This is a genomic window from Nitrospinota bacterium (assembly GCA_016235255.1).
Lineage (GTDB): Bacteria > Nitrospinota_A > UBA7883 > UBA7883 > JACRLM01 > JACRLM01.
On the sequence record JACRLM010000036.1, the window covers coordinates 1 to 13,417 of the forward strand.

At 54.8% G+C, this 13,417-nt stretch carries 15 protein-coding genes and 1 tRNA gene; 4 read left to right on the forward strand and 12 right to left on the reverse strand.

All coding sequences use genetic code 11. The annotated features are described in order from the left end of the window. Positions 1-222: 222 nt before the first annotated feature. From HZB29_04745 to thpR, 9 genes are all read right to left on the reverse strand, one after another. Positions 223-1,206, reverse strand: a complete 984-nt coding sequence (locus HZB29_04745) for a YafY family transcriptional regulator (protein ID MBI5814901.1) — start codon at positions 1,204-1,206, stop codon at positions 223-225. A gap of 86 nt (positions 1,207-1,292) precedes the next feature. Then, positions 1,293-1,889: a hypothetical protein gene (locus HZB29_04750; protein ID MBI5814902.1), complete on the reverse strand. Its 597-nt coding sequence runs from the start codon at positions 1,887-1,889 to the stop codon at positions 1,293-1,295. Positions 1,890-2,049: 160 nt separating this feature from the next. After that, positions 2,050-2,277 (reverse strand): AbrB/MazE/SpoVT family DNA-binding domain-containing protein, encoded by a 228-nt coding sequence (locus tag HZB29_04755; protein MBI5814903.1) that lies wholly within the window; start codon positions 2,275-2,277, stop codon positions 2,050-2,052. 79 nt (positions 2,278-2,356) lie between these two features. Further along, positions 2,357-3,538, reverse strand: a complete 1,182-nt coding sequence (locus HZB29_04760) for an ATP-binding protein (GenBank protein MBI5814904.1) — start codon at positions 3,536-3,538, stop codon at positions 2,357-2,359. Between the two features lie 1,056 nt (positions 3,539-4,594). Continuing rightward, positions 4,595-4,670, reverse strand: a tRNA-Val gene (locus HZB29_04765). 64 nt (positions 4,671-4,734) lie between these two features. Next, positions 4,735-5,583 carry an aminotransferase class IV family protein gene (locus HZB29_04770; protein MBI5814905.1) on the reverse strand — a complete coding sequence of 283 codons (849 nt, stop codon included), beginning with the start codon at positions 5,581-5,583 and terminating at the stop codon, positions 4,735-4,737. Beyond that, positions 5,580-6,866, reverse strand: a complete 1,287-nt coding sequence (gene pabB / locus HZB29_04775; GenBank protein ID MBI5814906.1) for an aminodeoxychorismate synthase component I — start codon at positions 6,864-6,866, stop codon at positions 5,580-5,582. Before pabB ends, HZB29_04770 begins: the two co-directional genes overlap by 4 nt. A gap of 107 nt (positions 6,867-6,973) precedes the next feature. Continuing rightward, entirely contained in the window at positions 6,974-7,612 is a 639-nt protein-coding gene (lepB, locus tag HZB29_04780; protein ID MBI5814907.1) for a signal peptidase I, read from the reverse strand. Between the two features lie 18 nt (positions 7,613-7,630). Beyond that, positions 7,631-8,260 (reverse strand): RNA 2',3'-cyclic phosphodiesterase, encoded by a 630-nt coding sequence (gene thpR / locus HZB29_04785; protein ID MBI5814908.1) that lies wholly within the window; start codon positions 8,258-8,260, stop codon positions 7,631-7,633. A gap of 215 nt (positions 8,261-8,475) precedes the next feature. Here thpR and HZB29_04790 point away from each other — a divergent pair, with 215 nt between their 5' ends. Next, positions 8,476-9,450: an NAD(P)-dependent alcohol dehydrogenase gene (locus tag HZB29_04790; protein MBI5814909.1), complete on the forward strand. Its 975-nt coding sequence runs from the start codon at positions 8,476-8,478 to the stop codon at positions 9,448-9,450. A gap of 124 nt (positions 9,451-9,574) precedes the next feature. Continuing rightward, positions 9,575-10,015, forward strand: coding sequence for an NADPH-dependent 7-cyano-7-deazaguanine reductase QueF (queF, locus tag HZB29_04795; protein ID MBI5814910.1), 441 nt, complete (start codon positions 9,575-9,577; stop codon positions 10,013-10,015). Positions 10,016-10,034: 19 nt separating this feature from the next. Here queF and def read toward each other — a convergent pair whose 3' ends face one another. Together def and HZB29_04805 are read right to left on the reverse strand one after the other, a co-directional pair. Continuing rightward, entirely contained in the window at positions 10,035-10,586 is a 552-nt protein-coding gene (def, locus tag HZB29_04800; GenBank protein ID MBI5814911.1) for a peptide deformylase, read from the reverse strand. A gap of 3 nt (positions 10,587-10,589) precedes the next feature. Continuing rightward, positions 10,590-11,207, reverse strand: coding sequence for an iron-sulfur cluster assembly scaffold protein (locus HZB29_04805; protein ID MBI5814912.1), 618 nt, complete (start codon positions 11,205-11,207; stop codon positions 10,590-10,592). 297 nt (positions 11,208-11,504) lie between these two features. Here HZB29_04805 and HZB29_04810 point away from each other — a divergent pair, with 297 nt between their 5' ends. Further along, positions 11,505-12,413, forward strand: coding sequence for an amidohydrolase (locus HZB29_04810; GenBank protein ID MBI5814913.1), 909 nt, complete (start codon positions 11,505-11,507; stop codon positions 12,411-12,413). 202 nt (positions 12,414-12,615) lie between these two features. Then, entirely contained in the window at positions 12,616-12,900 is a 285-nt protein-coding gene (locus HZB29_04815; protein ID MBI5814914.1) for an XRE family transcriptional regulator, read from the forward strand. 69 nt (positions 12,901-12,969) lie between these two features. On the opposite strand, the gene HZB29_04820 is transcribed toward HZB29_04815, so the two are convergent. Further along, positions 12,970-13,176: a DUF2283 domain-containing protein gene (locus HZB29_04820; protein MBI5814915.1), complete on the reverse strand. Its 207-nt coding sequence runs from the start codon at positions 13,174-13,176 to the stop codon at positions 12,970-12,972. Between the last annotated feature and the right edge of the window lie 241 nt (positions 13,177-13,417).

Here is a 13,417-nt window from a genome sequence, read left to right on the forward strand (position 1 = left end):
CAGGTTGAGGAAAGTGAGCGGTTATAAACACCTGCCAGAACTGCGTGAGATCATGAAACGGGCTCTGGCGGGGAAGATAATGGTGAAAGCGGCGTGACGGTCATGCCGGGAGTTTCAACTAAAAAAGGGATTGACTCCGAGGTTCATGGCATGAGTATGAGCACTTTAGGCAATACTTGTCTGTTTTAGCCCACAGTTTTGCCTCTAAATGAAATTCAATGTTCATATATTGGCTATTTTGTACAAATTAAAAGCCGAATCATGGGCTTTCGCCACCTTCCCCCTCAGTTCCTCCGGTTCCATCACCTCCACGTCCGGGCCATACTTCAATATGTCCATCATCAATTCGCGGTCGTCGCTGTATGGAACTTCCAATATGTAAAATCCGTCCGCGTCATATCCGCTTTTCTGCTTCGGATGCCATTTTTCGCTGGACACCCACCTTGCGCGCCCGGGTGTGAACTTCAATTTCGCCCAAGATACTTTTCGGCCGGAGAATATCCCGTATCCTGCCCCCAATACTGAATCCAGAGTTTTTTCCTCAACGTTTTTCGCCTTTGTGGAAAGCATTTTGGCCGATTTCACGCTGTCCACCGCAAAGCTCCTGATCTCGTTGCGCAAATGGCAATATGCGTCCATATACCAATTGTCACGGTAATGAGCGAGCCGCTGCGGCGAAACCTCCCGCTCAACTTCCGATCCGTCCTGCCTTCGGTAATGAACGATGCGAAGCCGCCGCTTTTTCAATGTTGCGGTGGCGACAGTCTCGAAACATTCAAGGGACAACGTCCGGTTGGCCAACGGTATGACGTTTATGCGCTTGCGAACCTCTTCGGGCGAATGTCCGGCGCTGCCCAATATCTTGTCAAGCCTCGCCAGCAGAGGCTTGATATGCGGCTCCAGCAGTCCCGGTCCAAGGCTTGATAAAAGTTGATGCATTACAATCAATGCATGGATTTCCCCGGCGCCAAACCACAACCCCGGCAATTCATATTTGCCGGCTCCCGGCTGGGACATGTCCAGACGATATCCACGCGTTCCGGAATCCCAAATAATCGGAGCGCCCAGCCGGTCTTTCATGTATTCGATGTCGCGGCGCGCCGTGGCGCGGGATATTTCCAGCTTGTCCATGAAGCGCCGGAGCGGAACGGCTTCGCCGGATTTGAGCGCCTGATCTATTAATTGAAAACGCTCTGTCCTGTCCATATCGTTACCCTCGTGACGGCTTGCGTTTAATCGGCCGCCTCCCTCCCCCAAGGGTTGCGGTCTAATTGGCTGCGATGCCAGGCTGGTCACAATTTTATACCAAATGTCACCCCCCACATCGTGTAATTTGCGTTTGTGGATGCTCCCCAGAAGCTCAGGCCGGTCCCGGTCAAAATCCTGAAGTTCACACCGGCGAAAAACCTGTCAACGGTAAAGCGGACGCCCGCGTCCCCGAAAAATCCGGTTGAAGAGTCGCTGGCGCTTAAGGACAAACCTGATATCGAAGGCGTCAGCTCGACAGATACATTTGAAACACCGGCGGATAAATGTGGCCGGACCATGCCATTATTCAAATCGAAATACTTCCTTGCTCCAAGGCTGATTTCGGTGATCTTTGTCTGATAGTTGACATTGTATGTCCCGTATCCCGGGATATACACATACGCGTTTTCACTGGCGTTGGATGATGAAATCCTTCCAAATGCGTTCACCGGCCACGAACCTGGATTGTAATCGGCCTCAAGCCCATATACGGTGTGATCGTTGGACACTTTCCAGTCATTGATCGAAGCTTTGCCGATGATGAATGTCAGGTTGCTTTGCGCCGCCGGTTCTTCGGCGCGCGCGAATTGCGGAGCGAATAAAAAGGAAGCAATAGTAATAACCGCCACAAACGTTTTCATGACCACCTCCACCATTATTAAGGTTTATGGCGCCTTTATATAATTGTTGGTGGCTCACCAGATGAGCCTGTGGGAAAAATATTAAGGTGGATTTGAAAAAGTTATGGTGGGGGATTTATCGTCGGCCTGGGCGCTATATTCAGAAAAACCGGCTCCAAGATTATTCCGCCAGCCGCTTAAGGGCCTTGCCATACCGCTTGTTGGTGGAAGCCAACGCCTTCGTGAATTTTGCCTGCCGGGCCTTGTCTCTCACAGGGGATATGACCAGAACCTGCCCATCCGTGGAAACTTCAAGAAGCGTGTTATCCTCTATTTTTAGAAGGTCCAAAACCGGCCTGTCAATCACCAGCGCCAGGCTGTTGCCATGTTTAGTCAGCTTTTTGACCATGATTTGCCATTCCTCTGGTAGTTCAATGTATTTACAATGTATCACCTTTATTCCGTGAGCTCAAGCGGCCTCCTCCCTTTTAAGTGGCCAAACTTCCCTGGCCCATTTCCTTCGCCAGTCCGGTCAGGCTGATAGCGGTCACTCCGGGCGAGGCGGGGTATGTCTCTTCACCGGGATATACGACAAACCTTGCGGACGGCTTCACGTCGCCGCACGCGAAATGAAATCCCTTTTCTGGTTTTGGCGAAAGGCTTCGCTTTATCTCGATGGCCCACAGCCTGTTTCCCGGCAGCTTTAGCAAAAGGTCAATCTCCGCTCCGGACGATGTGCGGTAGTAAAACGCCTCTGTGTGGCGAGGGGCGCTTGATATCAAGGTTTCGATGACAAATCCTTCCCAGCTCGCCCCCGCCACCGGATGGCCATACAGCGCGTCGGGCGTGTCTATTCCTAATAGCCGATGGACAAGGCCGCTGTCCCGGACATATATTTTCGGCGATTTCATCAGCCGTTTCCCGGCGTTCGCATGCCAGGGCTGCAGTTTGCGCACGAGCATCAAATCGGCCAGAAGGTCAAGATAGCGCCCCACCGTCTGTCCGCTCACCCCCAGGCCGGACGCGATGCGGGCGGCGTTTATCGTCGCCCCCTGGCTGTGCGCGAGCATCGTCCAGAACCGGCGCAGCGTCGTGGCTGGAATGCGCGGGCCTAGCAATGGTATGTCGCGCTCAAGATATGTGCGGATGAAATCCTCCCGCCACTCATCGCTGGCCGCGTTTGAGCGCGCAAGGAAACTTTCCGGAAACCCTCCACGGAACCAGAGCCGGTCTTGCGTTTTGCGGTCATCGTCCACTTCAACGGCGGTGAGTCCGCCGAGTTCGGCGTATGAAATCCTTCCCGCCAGACTTTCGGACGACTGGCGGATCAGGTCAAGTGAGGCGGAGCCGAGCAGGAGAAACCTTCCGGTCCGCCGCCCCGTCCGCCGGCCTTTGTCAATGATGCCCCGGAGAGTTTGAAACAAATCCGGCTCCCGCTGAATTTCGTCGAGGATCACAAGTTTATCCGCGTGGCGGGACAGGTAGAGTTCCGGCTCGGCGAGTTTCGCCTTGTCCGCCGGCGATTCCAGGTCCAGATATGTAGATGGATGGTTTTTAGCTATCTGGATGGCGAGGGTGGTTTTTCCCACCTGCCGCGGCCCAAGAAGCCCCACAGCGGCCTGGCGCGACAACATATCCTCGATAACCGGCAGAAGCCGTCTTGTAATCATGCTTGCAATTATAACACTGCGTGGAAGATATGCAAGGTAATGAATTTGACGGAAAACAGCATATGAAAGTTGCGCATCGTCATAGAATCCGGCCTCGCAAGATATTTACTCGCCTATTTCTAGACTGAGCGGCTGCATGCCTGTTCGCCCCTGTTTTATCCTTTCGGATATGGCTCGGACTGATCGCGCCATCCACTTTCCCATAAAGGGCGGCGTGGGAGCCTTGTCACGTTTTCCCATAAAGGGCGGCCATGACGGGCCTGAACCAGATTCACCTCCTTTCAAAAAAGTTAATAGTCAGCGTGGTCACACTTATCGCAGACCGGGTACTCCCCGGCTGAAGACTCTGCGTTAGCCTTTGGTTTTCTGTTTCAGTTTTCTATCAAATCGTTTCCTCGCTCCGGCCAATTCTTGCCTGGCTTTGGTTGCGATGTTCTGGTATTTGGCGATTTCCGACTTCGCGCGCTCTTCCATCCGGGCAGCTTTGTCGATCAAGAATTCCGCCTCCTTTTCCCGGCGATTCAAAGCTGTTTCCTGATCGTTTAAACGTTTACGGAGTGTGGTGAGTTCGTCTTCCCACCAATCCAGTCTTTTTAGCTTTGCAAGCGTCTCTTCAGGTGTCGCGTGAAAATACGGAGTACGCCCGACCTTTAAGAACCGTAGCCCTCTCGGAACGAATCCTGCCTAGCTTCACGCCAAGATGACACTCCACGGCTTGCCGACGGCGCAGATCATATAGTTCCTGATCCACATCAAATTCCGCGCACATGTCTGTACCCTCCGAAGTGTTGCGTGAAGCACACAAAACACGTCCTGGGCGCGGCTCCGCTGTGTTGCGGCGTCCGTAACACAGCGCGGGCCGCGACTAAAAATATGCAACAGGTGATGAAACGGGTTGAAGAAAAATCGAAACAAAGAAAAGTTACAAAAGGGAAGGGGTGAAAAGTGTGGAAAACCCGCAGTAAACGGAGATAGAAGTTAGAGCTAAAAATGCTCCTCGGGAAACAACGGGAAACAGATTTTTCTAAGGGCGCCGGAGCGTAACCCATTGAAAAATGGTGGGCGGAGAGGGGATCGAACCCACGGCATCCAGCTTGTAAGGCTGGCGCTCTCCCGGCTGAGCTATCCGCCCGGAAAAGACCGGATCATATTATCATAAACGCCCCGGCGTGGTTCGGATGGATCGTGCGGGCCGGTCATGCCTGCCGCCGCGCCAATCCCATGTACCTCTCCGCGAGAGTTTGCGTCAGCGTGAAAGGCTTTTCCGCCGCAAAAATACCGTCAACCTCGCGCACAGGCATGATTCCGATCAGCGAGTTTGCGATGAATATCTCGTCCGCTTTTTCGATTTTGGAAAGTTTGAAGCGCCCCTCGACGGTTTCAATCCCCATCGTTGCGGCAATCCTTATAACTTCCCACCTCGTCACTCCCGGCAATGCTCCGGCGTCTTGCGATGGTGTGTAAAGTTTTCCGTTTTTCACCCAGAAAATGTTCGCCGCCCCGCAGCTTGCCACGTGCCCGTCCGACGACATCACAATAGCCTCGTCCGCCCCGGCGGATCTGGCTTCGGTCACCGTCATCACACGGTCCAGCGCGCTTGTGGATTTCACGGAGTTTAGCGGCGATCCGGAGATTTTTGCATATCGCGAAATGGACAGGCGCAGGCCGAGCTTGCGCTTTTCATCCGGCATCGGTTCGTATCGTTCGACGGTGATGGTCCATGTTGGTTTATCGCATCCCGCCGCGTTATAACCCCGCGGCCCGGAGCCACGCGTGACGGTGAGCCGCGCCACGGCCAAATCGCCGGCGCCGTTCACTTTCGCCAGCCGTGCGATTGCGCCGGCCACTTCATCTTGCCCCACAGGCAACTTGATGCCGATTATGCCAGCCCCGGCCTTCATCCTCTCCATATGTTTTTCGAGAAGGAACGGCCGCCCATGATATAGCGGAATCGTCTCGAACAGCCCGTCACCCAGCGCAAACCCCCTGTCCGCCACAGTTACAAAACCCTCGGCCGTTTCCTTGCCGTTCACTATCACGCTCATGCCTTCTCCAGCGCCTCCATGATCCCTTTGGCCTTGTGCAGCGTCTCTTCGTATTCCTCCAACGGGTTGGATGGATATGTCACCCCGCCCCCGGAATAAAATGAGGCCACGCCGCCTGATAGCGTCATCAACCGTATCCCCACTGAAAGGTCCATATCCCCCCCGTGTCCCATGTATCCGATGGCGCCGCAATAAACGCCACGCGCCTCCGGCTCTATCTCGCCGATTATCTCCATCGCTCTTATTTTCGGCGCCCCTGTGACGGAGCCGCACGGGAAAGACGCCCGCAGAAGGTCTATGCCCGAGTGATTGTCCTTTAGCGTTCCCTCCACCGTGGATGTCAGGTGTATCACGTTGGCGAACTTTTCCACCTCGAAAAGCGACGACACTTTAACGCTCTCCGGCGCGCATACCTTCGAAAGGTCGTTTCGCAGAAGGTCCACGATCATCAGGTTCTCCGCCCTCTCTTTTTCGCTATTATAAAGCTCTTCGGCAAGCCGCGCGTCCTCTTCGGATGTCTTTCCCCTGGGCCGCGTACCCTTGATGGGCCTGGCCTGGGCGGCCCCATCGCGCAACGTTATGAACCTTTCTGGCGACGACGATAATATCTGCGTGGCTCCTGTGTCTATATACGCGGCGAAGGGGGCGGGGCTTATCTTGCGAAGGGCAAGGTACAGTTTCTTCGGGTCCTTGTTGGTCCTTGCGGCAAATCGTTGGGCGATGTTTGCCTGATAGCAGTCGCCACGTTCGATATATCCCCTCACCTTGTCCACCGCCAGCGCGTATGATTCCGCGGTGAATCCGCTGACTGGTGTTGTTGATGTGGCAGTTTCCTGCCCGGTATGATGACCGGCATTGCGCGAGGTTTCAATCCACTGTTCAAGGCCGTCGAGAGCCTTCGAAACGCCGCCATCGTCCGGCTCGTTGACCACTAGCCACAACTTTCCGGCCTGATGGTCAAAGGCTATCAGGCTGTCGTAAAATCCCAGCCAGATATCCCCTTCCGCAGCGTGGCGTGGCGGGACTTTTGCCGCCGGTTCGGTCCATCTTAAAAGCTCGTATCCCCAGAAACCGGCCACGCCGCCGGTGAACGGGATGTGTTCCGCGCCGCCTGTTTGAACGTTCTCCCGTGAGATCAGCCCACGCAGTATTTCAAACGGGTCGCCAGTGATCTCTTTAACGCCGCCGTTTTCCGAAAGCGTGAACTTCTCCCCGGCGCCTTTCAACACGGCCCGGGGCGAACGCATCATGAACGACCATTTGCCCCATCGCGGATGGGGCATGGAGCTGTCCAGCCATAAAAGTCCCTCTTTTGACGGTGTGGCGAGGAATATATCGGCGGGATCGGCCCATCCGGTTTCGCGGAAGGTTGTTTTGCGCGGAGCGGCTTTTATAGCAGGCTTCCTATTCTTTGGATGGCGTCCAGGCTGGATCGCCACGCCTTGCTGAAATAGATCAGGAATGCTTTCCCCTCGATGTTCTTCACCGGCAGGGGGCCCCATGCGCGCGAGTCCAGGCTGTTGTCCCTGTTGTCCCCCACGGCGAAAACATAGCTCTCCGGCACGGTGTATGGGCCGAAGGAAGAGGCCGGATCGAGCTTCATCACGTTATAGGAGCGCTCGCCGATGGTCTCCAGAAACTCGTGGGGATTCGAGAAAGAGCGCGAGGTGGGCACAGGCTGGCCGTTTATGAACAGGCGCGAGTCCTTAATCTCCACCATGTCGCCCGACACCGCCACGACGCGTTTAACGAAGACCTTCCCTTCCTTGCGTTCGAACCCCTCGGGAGGGACAAACGTCACCACGTCCCCCCGGTTCGGGCTGGACCATATCAGCACCATCTTGTCCATGAACGGGATGTGCAGCCCGTAGCGCAGCTTGTTTACAAGGATGAAGTCCCCCTCCAGAAGCGTGGGGGTCATGGAGCCGGAGATGATCTGGTTGGCCTCCACCATCGAGCCTTTGAGCATAATCACCAGGATGGCGGCGGCGGCCATTGCCTTGAAAGTCTCCGCGGCGAATCTTTTCATGCCCTCAATTCTACCACATCAAGTCCCGCCGGGGCTTTCCAGCGGGAACGTTTCCACCACGGTGTGTATGGAACCTTTGGGGTTTAGCCGGCTTTCGTATAGCGACACATCCCCCACCAGCGCCTCGCCGATATAAAACTTGTGGTATTGGCGAACGAGCCGGGCCAGCTTGCCCCGGGCAGCGTCGTTCTTCACACGGCCGATGGTAAGGTGGGCCGTGAACGACCTTTCGTCCGGGGGGAAACCGAGGGGGGAAATTTCCGCGGAGAAGGACTCCTCCAGTTTTTTCAGCCCCGCCGTTTCGCCCCCCACGCCGAACCAGATCACCCGGGGCCGTTCGTGGTTCGGGAACACTCCCATACCTTCCACCGAAAGCCTGATGGGCGAAAATCCCTTCACCGCCCGTTTGGCGGCGGCGCAAAGGTCGGGCAGCATTGCGTTGTCCACGTCCCCCAGGAATTTGAGGGTGATGTGCATGTTTTCAGACTTCACCCACCGCACCTGCCCGGATGGCACACCGAAGGAGGCCACCATGTTGTCCAGGCGGGTGGTCACCGCCTTTGGCAGGTTCACCGCGAAGAACAGGCGCCGGGACGTTTCGTCCTTCGGCCTTTCTTCTTCTTCCGCGTTGTCCGTTACAAGTCTCATTGAAAAATTCCGGCCTCCGGCGGGTAAAATGTGCCCGAGGCGTGTCTGGTTTTTATAGTAGTATGAAAGGCAACCGGATACAAGTGGACACCATCCTTGATTTATGCCGCTAACTTGACGCGTTGCGCCGCCTCTCATATCATTGGCCTTGCGTGGAAGTTTATAAGCGGTTGTCATCCGGCAAACGCCGGATTAAATGGAAAAAACCCGGAAAAATGAAAGCCATCGTTTACTCCGAATACGGGCCGCCTGATGTACTTCGCCTCGAAGAGGTGGAAAAGCCCGTTCCAGGGGAGAATGACGCTCTGGTAAAAGTAGTGGCGGCGTCGGTCAATGCGGCCGATTGGCGCCTTATGAGGGCGGATCCGTTCCTGGCCCGTTTTTTCTCCGGGCTTGTTAGGCCCAGATTCAACATCCTTGGAGCCGATATAGCCGGAAGGATTGAAGCTGTCGGCAAAAATGTAAAACGGTTCAAACCTGGCGACGAGGTGTTTGGGGACATTTTTGCAAATGGTTTCGGCGGATTCGCGGAGTATTCGCGCGCCCGCGAGGACGCATTGGCGCTAAAGCCGGCCAACATTTCATTCGAAGAGGCTGCAGCCACCCCTTTGGCGGCGTTGACCGCCTTGCATGGCCTGCGTGACATGGGGCGCCTGCGCGCGGGCCAAAAGGTCCTGATAAATGGCGCTGGCGGCGGTGTGGGCACGTTCGCGGTCCAGCTCGCCAAATGGCTGGGAGCGGAGGTGACCGCTGTCTGCGGCAAGGGAAATCTGGAAACCGCCCGTTCTATCGGCGCGGACCATGTTATAGATTACGCGGAAGAAGATTTCACTAAAAGCGGCCGCTGTTATGACCTGATCCTTGCGGTCAACGGTTATCATCCGATTTTCGACTACCGGCGCGCGTTGAACTCCGGCGGAATTTACGTCATGACCGGAGGATCCATGGCCCAAATGTTCCAGGCTCTCCTGCTTGGGCCGTTGATTTCAATGGCAGGGGGCAGGAAAATGGGAGCCCTGTCATCCACTCCCAACCAGAAGGATTTGGCGTTGCTCGGCGAGCTTCTTGGAGCGGGCAAAATAAAGCCGGTAATTGACAGGCGTTACAGCTTAAAAGAGGTCCCGGAAGCGCTCGGATATCTTGAAAAGGGACATGCGAGAGGGAAAGTGGTGATCATAATCGGGCAATGACCGCGGATACGGATTTGATTGATTCGCGGGAATCCCCGGCGCGCGAAAATCGCAATGGTTTTCCGGGCGCTTGTCACACAGTAAGTATGCGCGTTTTGATGCGAAGGAACATGAGAGGAAAGTTATGCGGCTAAAAAGTAACAACCAATTCAGAAGCCTAGGCTCGGGGAATACGGTTTATAAATTCGACGGGCCGGACGCAAAAATTCTCGAATCGTTCGCCAATCCCTTCGCCGAAACGAGGCTGAACAAAAACTCTGTGGACGGGACGATACATATCGAGGCCCCGGAATTCACCTCCCTTTGCCCAATCACCGGCCAGCCGGACTTCGCCACCATCGTGATCGATTACCGGCCCGGGAAAAAATGCGTGGAGAGCAAATCGCTGAAACTTTACCTGATGAGTTTCCGGATGCACGGGGAATTCCACGAATCGTGCGTGAACAGGATCGCCAACGATCTGATAGACCTTTTAAAACCCGATTGGATCAGGGTTGAAGGGCGCTTCACCCCCCGCGGCGGTATAAGCTTCTGGCCTGTGGCGGAAAATGGGAGTAAGAAGTAGTACGCCGAGGACTACTGTCCTACAACGGCTCCTTATCCTCATACAAATATCCGTACCTGGCGTATTCTTTCCCGAACGACAGCGATTTTAAATCGTTCATCCGGTCCAGAAACACCTTGCCGTGCAGGTGGTCTATCTCGTGTTGCAACGCCTTGGCGAAAAAACCTTCCGCGTGGATGGTCAACGGCTCGCCATGCCGGTCCAGCCCTGTCACCACCACGTTGCGGGCGCGGCGCACAAGGCCCCAAAGGTCCGCCACGGATAGGCATCCTTCCCACCCTTCGTCCATCTCGGTGGAGAACGACGTGATCTTCGGGTTTATCACCACCGTCAGCGGCACGCTGGGCGAGTTTTTGTAACGCGGGTTGCCTTCCGCCTCCACCACGATTATCTGCGCCGGCTCGTGCACCTGCGGCCCGGCCAGCCCCGCCCCGTTGTATTCGCGCATGGTGTCTATCATGCTGTCTATTAAAAGCTGCACGTCGTCCGCCTTGACGATCTCCTCTGGCACAGGCTCCGCCTTCTTGCGGAGTATCGGGTTGCCCAGTTGGGCCACTTTAAGTATGGGCATGGTCTATCCGAAATACTTGGCCCGGTAATGCTCGAACGTCTCTATCGCCGTGCTCCTGCATTTGCCGCAGCCGGTTGATATCTTCGTGCGCTCCTGGAGCGTCTCAAAATCCGCGGCGCCTTCCAGCACCTGCTCCTCGATCTCGTGGTCGGTCACGTTCAAACACTCGCAGATGATCTTCGCCTTTTTCTCCAGTATCCGCCCTTCCTGGCCGCTCTTCGTGAAATAGTCGTTTATCGCCGCGCGCAGGGCCTTGTCCCCCAGCACGGAACAGTGGATCTTTATCGAGGGGAGTCCGCCGAGCCGGTCCATGATATTTTCCGGCTTTATCTTCAGCGCGTCTTCCACCTTCATTCCGCCGTTCTCCGTCACCATCACAGACATCATGGAGGTGGAGCCTATGGCCGAGGCGCATCCGAAAGTCTTCCATTTCAGGTCGTATATCCGCTCGGTTTCGTCCACCTTGATCCATACCTTCATCATGTCCCCGCAAGTGGGATTGCCCACCATCCCCACGCCGGACGGGGAATATTCCTCTTCGCTCGTTTTCAAAACGTTGCGCGGGTTGGAAAAATGGTCCATCACCGTGTCGCTATATCCGAAATTGGTGTCCTGCATCAAAAAAATATCCTCCAAATGTCCGGCTCGCATGGCGCCGTCAATTAATCATATTTTCTAATTATAGCCGATTTTCCCACCGGGAGGTTGTGATGGGAGATGAGGAGGGCGACTTCCTTTTCTTTGGAAAGAAAAGGAAGCGAAAAGAAACTTTATCTGCGCCGCTTGGGGGGATAAAATCCCCCACAAGACGGCGCACATGGTTTTCTTTTGGTTCTTTTCTTTTTCCTAAAAGAAAAGAACGTCCTCATCCTCCTCTCCATCATCCTCATCCCGCCGGGAATCTGGTATTATCAGGGTATGATAATTGATTCGCATGTGCATCTTGTGACCGCCGGAATGATAAAGCAGGCGAAGAAAAGCTGGGACAAGCTGTATCCCGGCGTGATGGACCGCGCGATGAAGAAAGAGCGGGGTCTTATCAACCGGGAGATGGTGGAGTTTCTGGGCAGGAACGGGGTGGAGAGCCTTGCCCGGATATGGGTGGAGGAACTGGACAGGAACGGGATAGACCGCGCGTTTTTCCTGCCGATCCGTGGCGACAGCGTGGGGGAGCTGGACGAGTTTGTTAGCATCCATCCGGAAAGGTTCACAGGCTACGCCATGCTGGACAATCCGGAGAAGAAATCCGCCGTGAAGACCTTCCGCAAGTGGCTGTCCACAGGGCGGATACGCGGGCTGAAACTTTACCCATGCCTGCAGATGGTGTCCATAGCGGACAAGCGGTTGTTTCCTATTTACGAGACGGCGGCGGAATTCAACGCCCCGGTGCTGATCCATTTCGGGATAACCCACGCCCCTGTGTCGGACTATCGTTACACCAACCCGATGGACTTGCAGTTGCCGTCCAAATTGTTTCCCGACACCACTTTTATAATGGCCCATTTTGGCGCCGGATATTTCCGCGAGGCGCTTTTGCTGGGATTCCATTCGGAGAACATATATCTGGACACATCCGGCACGAACAACTGGCGCACGTTTTTACCAGGTGTGATGCCGCTGGCCGAAATCTTCCGCCGCGCCATAGACGTTTACGGCGCCCGCAAGATACTTTACGGAACGGACACAGCCTTGAACGGCAAGACCGGCTACCGGACCTTCGTGCTCGAAGAGCAGAGAGCCGCGCTGGCGGAAATCGGGCTGGATGAAGAGAAACGCGCCATGATCATGGGCGGCAACGCCGAGAGGCTGTTTGGGACGTTGGGGTGATTCCTCCGGGAGCGCGGGCATCTTGCCCGCAAATCCTCATCGCGCTCTCGATGGGCGCGATGAGGATGAAGATTGCAAACAAAACCGGTTTATTAAAGCCTAGGGGTGAATGTCCGAATTCTCCACGTTAATGGAGCTTTCGATGCTCCATTAATGTGATGCGGGCGGGACTCCCGCGCTCCCGGGATACGGAGGATCAGGAATGAAAAGAACGAAGGCTGACGAACTGGCGGGCATGTTCAACATAAAAAGATCACGCTCCATCGAAGCGGTATTGAAAGCGGAAATCATTAACGCTGTATTGAAGGTGGTGGAGAAAGAGGGGCTCACCCATGTCCAGTTGGCCAAACGTTCCGGTTTGGCCCGGTCCACCGTCACGGGGATATTGAGCGGGAGCCTTCATAAAGTCACCCTTGACCGGGTTTTGAAACTGCTTGAAGGGGCAGACCTTACAGCGGAATTACGGGTGAAAAAAGCTGCGGCGTGAGCGAGGCCAGACCTGCCGCGTCCCCTTAAAGATTCGTCTCCCGCACAAAATCCGGGCTCAGGCGAATTCTTAGGCGCTGATATTGTCCATTTGTAAATAAGTCACTTCGGAAATGTTAGCCTTTTCTTTCGCGTGCTCGATGGTCATGCTCACAAGGTTGCCTTTGCCATCAAGGTCTATATACAGGTTTTCCGATATTTCTTTTGTTTGGACGGCTGGCTCTCCTGAAAATTCGATGAACGCCGTATCTGTGTCCGCGAAATACCGGATTTTCATTTTTTGTCCTCTTTTTTAAAGCCTCTATCAAAGAAAGCGTTGTGGACGGTTTCCCCGTCTTCCAGAAGTATCACCCTCAGATACTTGTCCCTATCCTTTATATATTAACCGTCTCATAATAGTATTGACATAAGTGGATATATGCGTTACGCTGTAGTCCATGAAGAATACAGATGGGCGCGGGCTTGATAGTAAGACATTGACGCAGTTGCGCAAGCGGGCTGTGGCCTGTGTGCAGAGC